Consider the following 15,419-nt stretch of genomic DNA (forward strand, 5'->3'; position numbering starts at 1 on the left):
TCAACGCGAAAAAGTAAAAAGGTTTTATTTCACAAAATTTCGCAATAATCGAGCAAAGGATGTGTAAACAAAAATGACAGAAAAATTATTCGCACTAGACATCGGAACGCGTTCGGTTGTCGGTATTATATTAGAGCAGATTGATGAAGGTTATCATGTTGTCGATTTGATTTCTAAAGAGCATAAAGAGCGCGCAATGGTTGATGGACAAATACATAATGTTGTCTATGTTGCAAATGTCATTTCACAAGTGAAAGCAGAATTAGAAGAAAGGCATGGTCCTCTTACGAAAGTATCTGTCGCTGCTGCAGGTCGTTCTTTAAAAACAGAACAAGCAAGCTCTAAGCTATCCATTCAACATCGTCCTGCACTAACAGAAACGGATATAGACCGACTTGAATTAGCTGCTGTACAAGAAGCACAAGCAAAATTGCTAGAACATAAGGAAGATTTAAAAGGGAGCCATTATTATTGTGTTGGCTACTCGGTTCTTTATTATCGTTTAGATGGCGAGGAAATCGGTAGCTTAATCGATCAACAAGGTACAGAAGCTTCCATCGAAGTCATCGCCACATTTTTACCACGTGTAGTGGTTGAATCACTGATTGCTGCTTTAAAACGTGCAAATTTAGAGATGGATGGATTAACTTTAGAGCCGATTGCGGCAATTAATGCACTCATTCCCCCTTCGATGCGACGTTTAAATGTTGCACTCGTTGATATAGGTGCTGGAACGTCCGATATTGCCATTACAGATCAAAGTACAGTTATAGCTTACGGAATGGTTCCAACAGCTGGAGATGAGATTACAGAGGCTTTAAGTGATTATTACTTATTAGACTTCCCTGTTGCTGAAACTGTAAAAAGAGAACTATCTGTTTCAGAACATGTTACGATTACAGATATTTTAGGTTTTGAACAACAAATCCATTCAACTGAAGTAATTTCACATATTCAGGGAGCCATTCAACATCTCTCGACGAATATTGCCCAGGAAATAAAACGTCTCAACTCTGGTCAGTCACCAAAAGCTGTTTTATTAATTGGTGGCGGTAGTTTAACACCAAATATTACAAAAGAAATTAGTCTAGCGCTTGATTTACCTGACCAACGTGTAGCGGTACGTGATTTAAATGCCATTCAAAATTTAACACGAGAAAACCACATTCCAGCTACTCCAGAGTTAGTGACACCAATCGGTATTGCGATTGCTGCACAAAATACACCCATTAAATACATGTCACTTACTGTCAACGAGCAAGTTGTGCGTCTTTTTGAATTAAAAGAAATGACTGTAACAGACGCGCTACTTGCTGCAAATATTGTTGCTTCCAAACTATATGGTAAACCAGGTTTTGCGATGTCGGTTCAATTAAATGGACAGACAATTCATATACCTGGCAATCTAGGAAGTCCAACACGTATTTTAATTAACGGAGAAGAAGCATCTATGAAGGCAACGATTGAAAATGGTGACTTTATTGAATTGATTGAAGGTCAAGATGGTAAACCTGCAACTGCAACTATTGCTGATTTATTAGATGAAGCATCTAATAAAGTTATTAAGGTTAATGATCAAACCTATACCATTTCTCCTGTAATTCTTGTGAATGGCGTTCCAGCAAAGATGGAAACGGCTTTACAAGAAGGCGATGTCATTTTTGTTTCAACAGATACAACGGTAGAAGAAGCGTTACAACAGTTTGGTTTTGGACATAGCGCTCATTACAATGAACCAACTTATTATTACTTAAATGACCAAAAACTTAACATGACTGCTTTTCAAGCTCAACTAACTGTAAATGGTTTAACTGTACAAGGACATCATATTTTACAAGATGGTGACCATATCCTATTACAAGAAGCAATCAAACCTACAGTAGAAGGTTTTACAAAGCAATTAAATATGACTTTACTCGATCAATGCCAACTTACATTCCAACATGAGGAAATTGTCTTACAAAGACCGCTATATAATATCTATGTGAATGGACAAGAATGTTCACTCGATACGATCTTATCAATTGGAGATCGTATTCAATTCGTTCAAATCGAATATAGTCAATGGACGTTCCAAGACGTTTTTAAATATACGAATTGGTCGTTACCACGTGATTTCAAAGGAATGTTTGAGCTACTTAGAAATGGTGAAAAAGCTCAATTTGATGCACCTATTTTTGGTGGAGATACGCTTACTCTACAATTAATTCCAACAACACTCGTTTAAAATTGGAGAAGGATTCATAACAAAAAAGTAGCAGAGACAAAACATTTCATTCTCCTTTTTTATCGTTCGCAACGAAAAGCCGGAATCGCATTACAGTGCGATTCCGGCTTTTCTTATGCCCATATGAGATCATGTTTTTTACACTTATGTCTCAACCACTTTTTTCATAATTAGATATAGCCATATTTCATACGTATAACCTAATATGCTTTTAAATTAGTGTTTGTCTTTTTCTGTTTTTTCATATTCATGAATTGTATTCTCAACAGTTTCCATGAATTCCATTTGATCTTCACCATCTGCAAATGCCGTTCCATCATCTAAAGGTGGTGTAACATTGTTACCTTTTAATGATTTTACTTTATTTACAACTGGCGCTGCTTGTTCCTGTACTTTTTTTACGACAGGTGCAGCTTGCTCTTGCACTTTTTTCGTTAATTCTGAGGATTTTTGTTTTGCTTGTGAAGTGATGTCAGAGCTTTTCACTTTCACGTCATTACGTAAATCTTTACCAGATTTTGGTGCTAAAAATAATGCTGCTGCTGCTCCAATTACACCACCGACGAATGCGCCAATCACAAAATCTTTACTACTCGTACACGATGAGTTATCTTCATAAAGTGCATCTTGTTTTGATACGTATGTTTCGGGTAAATAAAGCGACTGTCCTGTATTTTCTAATTGTTCACGGACTTCACTATAGTTTAATTTTGATCCTGACATGCAAGTTCCTCCTCTATCTAATTAACAACTTTATTTTTCTTCATTTTGTTACGTAGACTTAAAATGGTTGTACCCCATTGTACCACATTCGCAATTTGATCGCGATTTTGGTCAACACTTGTATTAATTGTAGATGTAACATTTTGTACAGTATTGTTTAAACCAGATACAGAATCACCAAATCCTTTTACTGCACCAACTAATGAGTTCAGTTGTTCTGACTTATGTTGAATATCTGCTGCAAGTGCATTTGTTGTATGAAGTAATACTTCTGTCTCCTTTGTGATGCCTTGCACCTGACCTTCAATACCTTCCATTGTTTTTGCAACACTAGTTAATGTTCTTTTCACAGAACTTAGTGTTACAGCTAAGCTGATACATAGCACTAATACGGCGATCGCAAAAATAAGTGCTGCGATGTAGAGAATGCTAATCATGTTTTTCCCCTCCTACATGGTAATACTACTCAAATTTCCACAATTTTACGTTACCTAAACATTGTGTGATATCTATATTCTACTATTTTTCTCTAAATCCTTCCAACAATATCATTATCGTAAGCAAATATTCTTTTAAAAAATTTAATACAAAAGAAAAGGAGAGGCTGGAATAACTCCATACCTCTCCTAATTTACACCAATACTTCTTCGAATGCTTTTTGGAATTTACCAATGTCGCCTGCACCCATAAATAAAAATACAGCTTCTTCATGTGCTTTTAAATCTTCAATGTTTTCTGTACGTAATACGTGGCTTCCTGGAATTAATGCTGCTAAGTCCTCAATCGTTAATTCTCCCGCATTTTCACGTGCAGAACCGAAAATATCACATAAGTAAACACAATCTGCTCCACTTAAACTTTCAGCAAAGTTCTCTAAAAACGCTTTGGTACGTGAGAATGTGTGCGGTTGGAATACTGCTACCACTTCACGATTTGGATATTTTTGACGTGCTGACTGAATCGTTGCACGAATTTCTGTTGGATGATGTGCATAATCATCAATTAATATTTGCTCGCCTTTGATTGTTTCAGAAAAACGACGCTTTACACCATGATATGTGTTTAATTGCTCTTGAATCATTGTAGCTGGAATACCTTCATACTCACATAGAGAGATAACAGCTAATGTATTTAAAACATTGTGATCTCCGAATAATGGAATATGAAATTGACTATAAAACTCATTACGAACGAATACATCAAATGTCGTACCTGTCGTATCTTTTTCAAGATTGCGTGCTTCAAAGTCATTTTCAGAGCCAAAGCCATAATAAACAACTGGAACATTTGCTTGAATACGTTGTAAGTTTTCATCGTCACCACATGCAATGATGGCTTTTTTTACTTGTAGTGCCATCTCTTGGAATGCATTAAATACATCGTCAATACTTGTATAATAATCTGGATGGTCAAAATCAATATTTAACATAACCGCATAATCTGGGTGGTATGCTAAGAAATGACGACGATATTCACACGCTTCCATTACGAAGTTTTTTGCATCTACTGCTCCTCGTCCTGTACCATCACCAATTAAATAAGATGTCGGTTCATTACCTGCTAGTACATGTGCCATCAAACCTGTTGTAGATGTTTTACCATGTGCGCCTGTAATTGCTACAGATGTATATTTTTCAAGATAATTCCCTAAAAATTCATGGTAACGAATGACCTCGACACCTAATTCTTTTGCACGCACAAGTTCTACGTGATCATCTGGAAAAGCATTTCCTGCAATGACGGTCATACCTTCTTCAATGTTATTCGCATCGAAAGGTAACACACGAATACCACGTTCATGTAGTGGCTCCTCAGTGAAGAAATGTTTTTCTATATCAGATCCTTGTACCTTCTCACCAGAATCAAATAAAATTTGTGCTAATGAACTCATACCAGAACCTTTAATTCCAGTAAAATGATATAATGTCATGTTGAAACCTCCTGAGAGTCTGTTTTTCACTCTCTTTTTTTCATCGTTCTTAATTGTTATTTAGAGTAATAGATTCATTGATTTTTCAAAACATCTAATATTATAGCACGAAACGAATCATTTCAAAAACTTCCGTTCATTTTACTTCCTTATACCTATATTTCGCGAAACTTTTCAACATATAAGAGTGATTTTCGTATTACTGTTGGAAGATTGAATCGACTTGGTCTGGTGTTAAAAATACTTCACGTGGTTTCGTTCCTTTTGCTTCTGACACAAAACCGTGAGCATCCATCATTTCTACTAATCGTGCTGCTCGATTATAACCAATGCGATATTTACGTTGTAAAGATGAGATGGATACACTACCTTCTTCTGCAACTGAACGGCAGACTTCCTCAAATAGTTCATCTTGCTCTTCTGCCTGTTCTACTTTTTGAACAAGCTCCTCTGGTGCGAAAGCATAATTTGGTTTACCTAATGAACGAATATATGCTGTAATTTGTTCAATTTCCTCATCTGTTACAAACGTTCCTTGTAAACGAACCGTATCTGATTTACCATACCCTAAATACAATAAATCACCGCGTCCTAAAAGACGTTCTGCCCCTTGTGAGTCAATAATTGTACGTGAATCAATTTGAGATGATACAGAGAATGCTATACGTGTTGGGATATTCGATTTAATTAATCCTGTAATGACATCAACAGATGGTCTTTGTGTAGCAAGTACTAAATGAATTCCGCATGCACGTGCTTTTTGTGCAATACGACAAATCGATTCTTCTACTTCTGCTGGAGCCATCATCATTAAGTCTGCTAACTCATCAATTACTATAACAAGATACGGCATTTTTAATGAGAATCTTCTTTGTTCTTCAATGATTTCATTATAGCGTGTAATATGACGAACCTTCATATGATGGAATAATTGATAACGACGTTCCATTTCATCTACTGCCCATTTTAATGCGGCTGTCGCTGCTTTTACATCTGTAATTACAGGACTTACTAAATGCGGTAGTTCATCGTATACAGCTAACTCAACAATTTTTGGATCAATTAACATCAACTTGACATCTTGCGGACTCGCCTTCATTAACAAGCTAATTAAAATGGAATTAATACAGACGGACTTACCTGAACCCGTTGCTCCAGCAATTAATCCATGTGGCATTTCACTTAAATCAAATGTTACAGGTTGACCTGTAATATCGAGTCCTAAAGCTACTTCTAAATCTTTGTTAGAATCTCTAAAACTGTTATTACCCACAATTTCTGATAGTCTAACTGGTCTTGCTTTTGCATTCGGTATTTCAATACCAATTGAACGTTTCCCTGGAATTGGTGCTTCAATTCGAATATCACGTGCAGCAAGTGCTAACTTTAGATTATCCGAAAGATTTTTAATTTTACTTATTTTCACGCCATGACCAACTGTAATTTCAAATTGTGTAACAGTTGGACCTTGTACGATATTTTCAATTTCTGCTGGAACATTAAATTCTGACAATACCTCAACTAATAACTGCCCCTGTTCTTCCATCCATTCTACATCAGCTTGTTGGAATTCTGGTTCACGTAACAGCTGCAATGTTTCATCATAAACTTGCCATTCGATCTTTTCTTGTACTTCTTCAGCTACTACTGCTTCAATTGTACTTGGTAATGGTATCTCTTCTAAAGCTTTGGTGGGTGAAACCTCATCTTCTACTTTTACTGACTCTTCTGTAGTTCGCTTTACTGACGGTACAGCGTAACGATTTGTAGGTGCTTTGGAATCTTTCCAGCTTGGTAGAATGATTTCCTTCGCCTGTGCTTGTTGTAACTTTTCTTTATCTGATTTCAACATAACCACATTAATCGGTGTCTTACTTCTTTCTCTTACTGGGGGTTCTATTGGCGTCTGAGCTGTTACTTGTTCTGATCCGAGTTCTTCTACTTCTTCTCGCTCTGGCACTTGCTCTTGTACGAGTTCTTCTACTTCTTCTCGCTCTGGCACTTGCTCTTGTACGAGTTCTTGTACTTCAGCTGTTGCTAACTCGATCGTTTCTTTCTCTTGAACTAGCAATGCTACTTCTGCTTCTTCCACTACTTGTTCAGAAGGTGAGATTATCTCAACAACTTCATTTGTTGTAGTGACTTTTGCGACTTCATCTTTTTGAACCGTTTTAGGTTGCTCATGCACTACTGGTTCCAATTTTGGCAATGTCACTAATATTTCATCCTGTTTTTTTATCGTTAAAGATGTTGGTTTTTGTTCTGTAGGCTTTGGCGTAGTTGGAACAGATACACGACTCGCTTCTAATCTTTCTTCTCTACGCACACGATTTTGCACTAATTGATCTGCCAAAGTACCACGATTTTTCTTACGCTCTGCTTGTAATCGCTCCTGTACCTTTCGCTCATACGGCGTAAGTGTCGATGGCTTTTTAAATCCAAACACTGGTGATGGTACATCACTTGGTACAAACCGTTTTTTCGGTTGTACCGCTGGCTCGATTGGCACTGGTGTTTTATTTAATTGTGGTTTCATTGCTGGTTCGTCTTTTATCTCCACTTTTGTAGTAGGCGTACTTGATTTTTTAAACGGATTATAATGTTCACGTGACATACCATGTGCAACGTGTTGCGAATTACCTGGCGCTGTAAAAGGTGAGTAATGCTCTTTTGAACTTACTGGCGTTGTACCTCTATTTAAACGTAATGGCTTAGACTCAACTGCAGGTTGTTTGGTTAATTGATTCACTTCATTTGAATGAGTAGAAGAATCCGTAACAACATCGTCTATTAATGGGAATCGAAAATTACCTTTAGATATTTTTGGCTGTTCTTCTCGCTGTTGTTCTTCATAGACTTCATCAGAAAAATCTTCTTCTGCTTCTTCATATGTATTTCGATCATACATCTTTTGTCCATCTTCATCTGTTACTTTATTAAAAAGGTTTTTAAACCATTTCATATCCAATCAACTCATTTCCAAATAATTGACTTTATTTTATCAGTTATAAAGCAGATGGTGCAACGCTGACACGGAATTTAAACATCTTTTTTCCCAATAAAGTAATCTTTTTTGTAATTTTCATCTTTTTTCGGAAGAAAATCGCATGTTCAGACAAAAATTTTTATATACAAAAAGAGATTACACATGTGCATAATCCCTCTTTTTTCACTTTATGCTTTAAAAGCAGTACCTACTTGTGCGCTGTCTTCTAAAACTAAAATTCCTTTTACTTGTGGGGCATTTGGAATTGCTAATTCACGAGCCGAACAAAGCATACCAAACGAATCAACACCACGTAGTGCAGATTCTTTAATTACCATACCTGATGGCATCACTGCACCGACTTTTGCGACAACAACTTTTTGGTTTTGTGCAACATTTGGTGCGCCGCATACGATTTGAAGTGGTTCTGCTTCCCCTACATCTACTTTTGTAATGTGTAATTTATCAGCGTTTGGATGTTTTTCAATTTCAAGAATATGACCAACAACGAATTTTGGTGAAAAATCAACATGTAAATCAATTTGTACATCTGCTTCTGTTAGTGCTTTTTCCAGTGATTGTACAAACTCTTTTGTAATATCGACATTCCCTACAACACCGTCTAAATCCATTTTTTCACTCGCATTAAATAAGTTGAAGCCCTTCACTTCTGAAGTAGCCTCTTCTGTTAAAACTGCGACGTCACCGCGACGTTCCACAATTGTTTTTACAGCTGGCTCTGTTGATAGTTCTACTAGTAACACGTCACCGACATGTTCTTTATTATATGATGCGATCATTGCTTATTCTTTCTCCTTTTTCACACTGTTTTTCGCCATAATGAATATTGGCTCTAATTTTTGGTTTTCGTAAATGAATGATAATGATGTGATGGGCACAGCACCTACTGAGAAGAAGTGCATCGTCATCTGTGCTAAAACATCATATCCTTCTTTATTTCGTATGTCTCCAATAATGAGTACATCTTGATGTGGTACAGAAACAGTCATATCACCTTCAACTTTATTCGCCATCTCTTGTAGGAAAGCTTCGTTTAAAATACGGCTTGCATCATATCCATCATTATGATTCAAGAAGTAAAATACATTGCCAGCGACTTCATCTTGTTTGACATCCGTTTTTAAAGAACGTACTTGAAAACGCGCCATTTCTTTTACTTGTGTCTCTGTTAAATTTAATTGACCGAGCATACTCTCATCAATTAGACGATACGTATTTCCTAAATCAAGCGCAAAAAAAATCGTCGTTTCAGCCGTATGCTTTTCTGTAATGAAAGGAATGCCGTCTTTTGTTTTTTTCGGGAATGAACCAGAGCGAATGGCTGGATAAATCGTAATATTTTGCCCAAATCCCTCTGCCTGTTCACGTAACATCGCTTCGAAAGTTTGTTCAATAATATATACGACCTCGTCAATCGCAGCTTCTTGACGTTGTTCGTACTTATTCAGTACATCGCCAAGCATTAAGTCCATACCTTTTTGTAACGCTCGATGTTCAATGCGTAGTTTATTCGTCTTCCCATCTAATTCCCACGCATACGTATCTTCACCTAAACGTTCTTTCAACGCTTGAATTAATTCAGGTGCTTTCATGTCATCACTCCATTATTGTGCAAGAAGAAATTCTTCAATTTCTTGTTGTGTTTTACGATCTTTTGATACAAAGCGACCTGTTTCTTGACCATCTTTGTAAGCGATAAAACTTGGAATACCGAAAATATCAAGTTCGATACATAAATCGATAAACTGATCACGATCTACTAATACAAATTCAAAATCGTTAAATTTTGTTTCCAAAGCTGGCATAAAGGGCTCAATAAAACGACAGTCTGGACACCAGTCTGCTGAAAATACAAAGACCGTTTTGCCTTGTGCTTTGATTGTTTCAAATTGCTCTACACTTTGTAATGTTTTCATTTTTCTAACCTCCGTATCAAATATAGGACTTCCTCATTCTAACTGTACCATCTATTCCTTTGCAACTCTACTGTTTCGACCAATAACGATACTGTCCTACTAACATTTCCACAATTGGTTCAAACATCTGTGCACGATCAATTAATCCATCTGTAAATACACCAATCGCACCTGCGTGTTGTCTCGTATCTTGTTCTTTTGTGTAACGGTCCATAATGGGTCCAAGCTCTTCGCCTGCGATTAATGCTTGAACGATTTCAAGTGGAAGCGGAATTTGCGCACCTGCTGCTGTATAAGTACGTTCCTTTGTTGCAAGAGCTGCCCAATTACATAAGTAGAGCTCTTTACCAATCCACTTCACACCGCCTTCTAAACCAAAGGCAAGGTCTGCTCTTGATGTCTGTAACGTCTGCTTTGCTCGATTAATCGCACCAAGACGCGTTTCTTCATCTGAAAAAGGTTGTGCGCTTACACCTGAGTCTACATCATAGCCAGTGATACTTGAAATTTCGATGAGTGTACGATTGACTACTGTTTCCACTGCTTTTAGTTTTGCTTTATTTTTTGTTCCTACTGCGATCTTCACATTCACCACTCCTGCATCTTTCATGTAACTTAAAGAAATGAAAGAAGAAATCGCAACCGTTCACGACTTCTTCTTTCAAAGTTATTTAACCATTTTGTTGAATTGTTTCCCATGTTGTGCGGTCTGCATTACGTACAAGTGTCACGATTAATTCTTTTGCTGCATCAATATCGTCTGTATGAATAATTGAGGCATGTGTATGAATATAACGTGAACAAATACCAATAACAGAAGACGGTACACCATTATTTGAGATGTGTACATTTCCAGCATCTGTACCACCTGGTGATACAAAATATTGATATGGAATATTGTTTGATTCTGCTGTATCTAAAATATATTCACGCATACCTTTATGTGTCACCATCGTACGATCAAAAATACGTAATAATGCCCCTTTACCTAACTGACCAAATTGATTACGGTCACCTGTTACATCATTTGCTGGACTTGCATCAAGCGCAAAGAATAAATCTGGTTTAATCATATTAGCAGAAACTTTTGCACCGCGAAGCCCTACTTCTTCCATTACATTCGCGCCTGAATATAATGTATTCGGTAATTTTTCATCTTTTACTTCTTTTAGAAGTTCAATTGCTAAACCACAGCCATAGCGATTATCCCACGCTTTTGCCATGATTTTTTTTGGATTTGCCATTTGAACAAATTGACTTGTTGGAATAATCGATTGACCTGGTTTAATACCCATCGACATTGCATCATCTTTATCATCTGCACCGACATCAATTAACATATTTTTAATTTCTGTCGGTTTTTTTGCCATCTCAGGTGTTAACAAATGTGGTGGTACCGAACTAATAACACCCGGAATCACACCTTGGTCGCCGTAAATATCAACGCGCTGTGCAAGCATCACTTGATTTGACCAACCACCTAATGGTTGGAAACGAATCATACCGTTATCTGTAATTTGTGTTACCATGAACGCTACTTCATCCATATGTCCTGCTACTAAAATACGTGGCCCGTTCTCGTCACCCTTTTTTAATCCGAAAATCCCACCTAATTGATCTTGTACAATCTCATCAGCATACTTTGATAATTCCTCACGCATAAAAGCTCGAACTGCATGTTCATTACCAGGTGCACCTGGTAACTCTGTTAATGTTTTAAATAATTGTAATGTGTCTTGATTCAATGAAATAGCCCCCTTAATTACATAAGCAATACCCTTATTTTAATATTAATATTTCCAAAAAACCACTGATAGTTTCGAAAACCGTAATATTCGATACTGTTTTTAATACCATAATTCCCCTTATTTATGTTACACTAACAAAGAATAGAACTAATAAGGGGGTATTCAAATTATGAAAGCACGTGACTTTATAATTGGTGTTATTACAGGTGTAGCAGCTGCTTATGTCGTAAAAGAAGCGACGAAACGAGTGAATCCAAATCGCAATCCGAATGCCATTTTGGAAGAAATCAAGCAAGAGTTTAAAAAACAAGGACCAATCGATGGTTCGTGGATTTTCATGCAACCCGAAACATTCTATAAAGAAGATATTCCAATCTCTGTTTATAAGGGTGGAATTTCACGCATCGAAAATGGTGAAAGCGTAAACTTTGAATTTGCTGCTGATAGTAAGAGTGGCGTCATCGTTGACTTAGTACGCGTCGCATAATTTTTTATATGTAGCTGTTAGTCAACCTAACATTTTTACAAGGACACTCATGACTTCATGAGCGTCTTTTTTTATAACTAAAAAGAGAATGCGTAATTGCATTCTCACTTTAAAATTATTGAACTGGATTTTTCTCTGTCACAACAAGCTCGTCAATGACTTCCTTACCTGTTGGGTCCCATTTAATCAGACGCTTATGTGCATCATGGTAGAAGCTCACGAAGTAACCGTTCTCAAGAATTTCTGATACAAGCTCATCTTTTGCAAAAACAGATGTCATTGGATAATCATCATATGCCAGTACCCACAGTGGATTTTGATGTGCATGTGTTGGCATTAAATCAGCCATATGAATAATTGTCTCGCCATTTTGTGATAAACGAATAATTGCATGACCGTCACTATGTCCGCCTGTATGCACCATTTGAATACCTTCAGCGACATCTAATGTATCTTCGTACGTCTGTACTTGATGAACGATTGGCTCCCAGTTCTCTTTCCAATATGTGTTTTGTGACCGAATATTCGGATTACGCATCTCATCCCATTCTACTTGTGTTGTGTAGATTGTCGCATTTGGAAAAACTGGAACAAGTTTTTCACCTTCATATTTTGTTAAACCACATGCATGGTCAAAATGAAGATGTGTCATTAATACATAATCGATATCTGCAGGTGTTAAATTTAGTTTTGCTAAGTCTTCTTCAATATGTGATTGATCTGTTACACCGTAATTGCGTAGTTGTTTTTCTGTGAATTTGCCATTACCTACACCTGAATCAATTAAATAATTTTTACCATCATATTGGATTAAAATTGGATGTGTTGGTAATTCAATTTGATTTTTGTCATTCACAGGGTATTTTCTAGACCATAATGGTTTTGGCACTACCCCAAACATCGCCCCACCATCTAAAAATGTAACACCACCATTTAGCCACGTTAATGTCATATCATGAAATTTGTAAGAATCCATCTATTTATCCCCCTTGTTACGATTCGACTTCACTTCTATATTTTACCATAAAAAGCTCGAAAAAGTAATTATTTTCTTTTTTAAGTCGTGAAACCATCATTTTTCTTCGGGGAACGATAGCGTAAAAAGGCTTTTGCTTGAATGATAGACTTCTCAATACAGCGCTCAATTGCACAATCCTCTTGTATCTCTTTTACGAGTAGTTTCACTAACTTCGCCTGATTTTCTAGAATAACCTGTAATTCTGGTGTCATCTGAGAAAGTTCAATATTTTCTACTAAATAATATGTTTTAGTGCATAAATTTCTCATCAACATCTCATCATAGGCATGTTTCTCCATAATTTTACGTTTCCAAGCGTGTACATAATCTGTTAAAAAGCACGCCACAACAAAACGTTCTTTTCTTGTAAAGCGATCTAAAATCATTAAATACATTTCGGTTTTTTCAATTTCTTGAATACAAAAAATATTCACCGTATGAGAAAAAGTTTTAATATGATCGATGATGAGACATTCTTCTTGACTAATTAATAGTAACCAATGATTAAAAACTGCTGCCCATGTATCCACTTCTGAATGAGTCAGATTAAATGCCGGTTGTAAGTCGTGGTAGTCTTGTGAATACTGTTGGAATTCTTCGACCAATATAGGATCAATCATGAATAGACTATGCTCTACTGATAGTTCCCTATACATCACTAACGCCTCCAGTTCGTTAACAATCGCCTAAAAAAAATAGATAACGTATTCATCACGTTACCTATTTTCTGTGTATTTAATCTTTTTTTGTGATAAATTGTGCTTCAACGCGATAAATTGGCTGACCTTTTGCAGAGAATTTTTCTTCATACTCTGTCATGATATTATCGGCTGGGTTATCCGCATGTAAATCAAGTGATACAAGCTTCAACTTCATACCGTAGTCTGTCATGCTAATTAATGAGTACTCAAATAAACCACGATTATCTGTTTTAAAATGAATTTCACCATTATCTACTAATACCGCTTCGTATAATTTCAAGAACCCTTCATGCGTTAGACGACGTTTTGCATGACGAGATTTTGGCCATGGATCTGAGAAATTTAGGTATAAACGATCGACATCATTTTTTGAAAAATATTTTTCTAAATCTGCACCATTTACACGCAGTAGACGTAAATTCGATGGTGAACCTGCTTCTAGTGCTTTCTCACAAGCTTTCATCATAACGCTATCAAATAATTCAATACCGATATAATTCACCTCTGGATTAGCAAGTGCCATTCCTGTAACGAATTGTCCTTTACCTGTTCCTACTTCGATGTGTAGCGGATGGTCATTACCGAATAATTCATTCCAGCGTCCACGATAATTTTCTGGATTTTGTACAACTATTTCAGGATGCGCATCTAAAAATTGTGGCGCATTTGGATTATTTCTAAGTCTCAAGCGTATTTCCTCATTTCTTTTTTACTTATCATCTGTTCATTTTAAAGAAACTATTCATTTAGTCAAGTGTGTTCACTGCTAATTGCCATTCATGTGGCATAATTTCGTAGTGGATTGTTTCACCGTACACAGTTTTGTCAATAAATTCACCATCAACATGTCCATATACTTCACCGTGAATTGTCACGTCAAAAGAAGTTGCTTGCATCTGCTGTACTGCTTTAAACCGTGTATGTTTTCCAAAAAAGACAGTTCCAAAAATCAATAATAATTTCCACTTCGCAATATTATATACAATTGTTAGTTCAAGTAAATGATCATCTGCCTTGGATTGAGGTGAAATTTTCATTCCTCCACCAAAATAAGGTTGATTACTTACTACGACAAAATAACATGATGCGTAAGTTTTTTCATTGTTTATTGTAAGATCAAATGGTGTAAAACGGATTAGTTCTTGAAAAACAATCCAAGCATAAGCTACTTTACCGAGAGAGAACCGATTCAATAGCTTTTTCAACTTAGATTGATTCGTACGATATGTGACAAGTGCATCAAAGCCAAATCCACCATTATTAATAAAAAGAGACTGTTTCGTTCCTTTTATGAGTTTTCCTAAATCCATCGGAACGACTTCATGGCGCAAAAGAAATTGTTCAATCTGCTGTGCATTTTTAAACGTTGAATAAGCTCGACTAAAATCATTACCTGAACCGCCTTTTACCATACCGACAATTGCATGAGAATGGGCATGTGTACCTTCAACTACTTCATGCATCGTCCCATCCCCACCAATTGCAATAAATAATATTTTTCGCTTATCTACCACATACTTTTCAACAATCTCCGCTGCATGTCCTGTGTAAGCAGTTCTCTCTAGCGTAACAGGAACCGTTAATTCTTTCATAATTTTTTCGCATTGTTTTTTAGCACGACCATGCCCTGCTTGTTCATTCACAATAATGACAACTTCCATC

At 36.5% G+C, this 15,419-nt stretch carries 15 protein-coding genes; 2 read left to right on the forward strand and 13 right to left on the reverse strand.

The window, feature by feature from the left end; genetic code table 11:
• Window positions 1-73 precede the first annotated feature (73 nt).
• Entirely contained in the window at window positions 74-2,227 is a 2,154-nt protein-coding gene (pilM, locus tag KGI01_RS05000) for a cell division protein FtsA (RefSeq protein ID WP_141273770.1), read from the forward strand.
• Window positions 2,228-2,443: 216 nt separating this feature from the next.
• On the opposite strand, the gene KGI01_RS05005 is transcribed toward pilM, so the two are convergent.
• The 9 genes from KGI01_RS05005 to KGI01_RS05045 form a co-directional block, all read right to left on the reverse strand.
• Entirely contained in the window at window positions 2,444-2,950 is a 507-nt protein-coding gene (locus tag KGI01_RS05005) for a YtxH domain-containing protein (protein WP_141273771.1), read from the reverse strand.
• A gap of 17 nt (window positions 2,951-2,967) precedes the next feature.
• Entirely contained in the window at window positions 2,968-3,387 is a 420-nt protein-coding gene (locus KGI01_RS05010; RefSeq protein ID WP_141273772.1) for a DUF948 domain-containing protein, read from the reverse strand.
• Between the two features lie 194 nt (window positions 3,388-3,581).
• Window positions 3,582-4,880, reverse strand: a complete 1,299-nt coding sequence (gene murC, locus KGI01_RS05015; protein WP_141273773.1) for a UDP-N-acetylmuramate--L-alanine ligase — start codon at window positions 4,878-4,880, stop codon at window positions 3,582-3,584.
• A 199-nt stretch (window positions 4,881-5,079) separates the two neighbouring features.
• A complete protein-coding gene (locus KGI01_RS05020) occupies window positions 5,080-7,842 on the reverse strand; it encodes a DNA translocase FtsK (protein ID WP_141273774.1) in 2,763 nt (920 codons plus the stop codon).
• Between the two features lie 212 nt (window positions 7,843-8,054).
• The gene (gene ytpR, locus KGI01_RS05025) at window positions 8,055-8,666 is read right to left on the reverse strand and encodes a YtpR family tRNA-binding protein (RefSeq protein ID WP_141273775.1); all 612 of its coding nucleotides are present in this window, start codon (window positions 8,664-8,666) and stop codon (window positions 8,055-8,057) included.
• Between the two features lie 3 nt (window positions 8,667-8,669).
• On the reverse strand, window positions 8,670-9,479 hold the full coding sequence (locus tag KGI01_RS05030; protein ID WP_141273776.1) for a DUF1444 family protein: 810 nt from the start codon (window positions 9,477-9,479) through the stop codon (window positions 8,670-8,672).
• Between the two features lie 12 nt (window positions 9,480-9,491).
• Window positions 9,492-9,803, reverse strand: coding sequence for a thioredoxin family protein (locus KGI01_RS05035; protein ID WP_141273777.1), 312 nt, complete (start codon window positions 9,801-9,803; stop codon window positions 9,492-9,494).
• A 67-nt stretch (window positions 9,804-9,870) separates the two neighbouring features.
• Window positions 9,871-10,389 (reverse strand): DUF84 family protein, encoded by a 519-nt coding sequence (locus KGI01_RS05040; protein ID WP_141273778.1) that lies wholly within the window; start codon window positions 10,387-10,389, stop codon window positions 9,871-9,873.
• Between the two features lie 85 nt (window positions 10,390-10,474).
• On the reverse strand, window positions 10,475-11,548 hold the full coding sequence (locus KGI01_RS05045) for a M42 family metallopeptidase (RefSeq protein ID WP_087680417.1): 1,074 nt from the start codon (window positions 11,546-11,548) through the stop codon (window positions 10,475-10,477).
• A 172-nt stretch (window positions 11,549-11,720) separates the two neighbouring features.
• On the opposite strand from KGI01_RS05045, the gene KGI01_RS05050 reads away from it, so the two are divergent.
• Complete coding sequence (locus KGI01_RS05050; RefSeq protein WP_141273779.1) at window positions 11,721-12,038, forward strand: hypothetical protein; 318 nt, start codon at window positions 11,721-11,723, stop codon at window positions 12,036-12,038.
• 115 nt (window positions 12,039-12,153) lie between these two features.
• On the opposite strand, the gene KGI01_RS05055 is transcribed toward KGI01_RS05050, so the two are convergent.
• From KGI01_RS05055 to KGI01_RS05070, 4 genes are all read right to left on the reverse strand, one after another.
• A complete protein-coding gene (locus KGI01_RS05055) occupies window positions 12,154-13,014 on the reverse strand; it encodes a YtnP family quorum-quenching lactonase (protein WP_141273780.1) in 861 nt (286 codons plus the stop codon).
• Window positions 13,015-13,094: 80 nt separating this feature from the next.
• Window positions 13,095-13,712, reverse strand: a complete 618-nt coding sequence (locus KGI01_RS05060) for a hypothetical protein (RefSeq protein WP_141273781.1) — start codon at window positions 13,710-13,712, stop codon at window positions 13,095-13,097.
• Between the two features lie 79 nt (window positions 13,713-13,791).
• Window positions 13,792-14,445 (reverse strand): tRNA (guanosine(46)-N7)-methyltransferase TrmB, encoded by a 654-nt coding sequence (trmB, locus tag KGI01_RS05065; protein WP_141273782.1) that lies wholly within the window; start codon window positions 14,443-14,445, stop codon window positions 13,792-13,794.
• A 58-nt stretch (window positions 14,446-14,503) separates the two neighbouring features.
• Window positions 14,504-15,418 carry a diacylglycerol/lipid kinase family protein gene (locus KGI01_RS05070; RefSeq protein WP_170214732.1) on the reverse strand — a complete coding sequence of 305 codons (915 nt, stop codon included), beginning with the start codon at window positions 15,416-15,418 and terminating at the stop codon, window positions 14,504-14,506.
• Window position 15,419: the final 1 nt, after the last annotated feature.

It is taken from the genome of Kurthia gibsonii (assembly GCF_006539985.1).
GTDB classification, from domain to species: Bacteria; Bacillota; Bacilli; order Bacillales_A; family Planococcaceae; genus Kurthia; species Kurthia gibsonii.

What these genes read in the sequence shown, in the direction of transcription:
- pilM (WP_141273770.1), top strand. Translation starts at nt 74, where the DNA reads ATGACAGAAAAATTATTCGCACTAGACATCGGAACGCGTTCGGTTGTC.
- KGI01_RS05005 (WP_141273771.1), bottom strand. Translation starts at nt 2,950, where the DNA reads ATGTCAGGATCAAAATTAAACTATAGTGAAGTCCGTGAACAATTAGAA.
- KGI01_RS05010 (WP_141273772.1), bottom strand. Translation starts at nt 3,387, where the DNA reads ATGATTAGCATTCTCTACATCGCAGCACTTATTTTTGCGATCGCCGTA.
- murC (WP_141273773.1), bottom strand. Translation starts at nt 4,880, where the DNA reads ATGACATTATATCATTTTACTGGAATTAAAGGTTCTGGTATGAGTTCA.
- KGI01_RS05020 (WP_141273774.1), bottom strand. Translation starts at nt 7,842, where the DNA reads ATGAAATGGTTTAAAAACCTTTTTAATAAAGTAACAGATGAAGATGGA.
- ytpR (WP_141273775.1), bottom strand. Translation starts at nt 8,666, where the DNA reads ATGATCGCATCATATAATAAAGAACATGTCGGTGACGTGTTACTAGTA.
- KGI01_RS05030 (WP_141273776.1), bottom strand. Translation starts at nt 9,479, where the DNA reads ATGAAAGCACCTGAATTAATTCAAGCGTTGAAAGAACGTTTAGGTGAA.
- KGI01_RS05035 (WP_141273777.1), bottom strand. Translation starts at nt 9,803, where the DNA reads ATGAAAACATTACAAAGTGTAGAGCAATTTGAAACAATCAAAGCACAA.
- KGI01_RS05050 (WP_141273779.1), top strand. Translation starts at nt 11,721, where the DNA reads ATGAAAGCACGTGACTTTATAATTGGTGTTATTACAGGTGTAGCAGCT.
- KGI01_RS05055 (WP_141273780.1), bottom strand. Translation starts at nt 13,014, where the DNA reads ATGGATTCTTACAAATTTCATGATATGACATTAACGTGGCTAAATGGT.
- KGI01_RS05060 (WP_141273781.1), bottom strand. Translation starts at nt 13,712, where the DNA reads ATGTATAGGGAACTATCAGTAGAGCATAGTCTATTCATGATTGATCCT.
- KGI01_RS05070 (WP_170214732.1), bottom strand. Translation starts at nt 15,418, where the DNA reads ATGGAAGTTGTCATTATTGTGAATGAACAAGCAGGGCATGGTCGTGCT.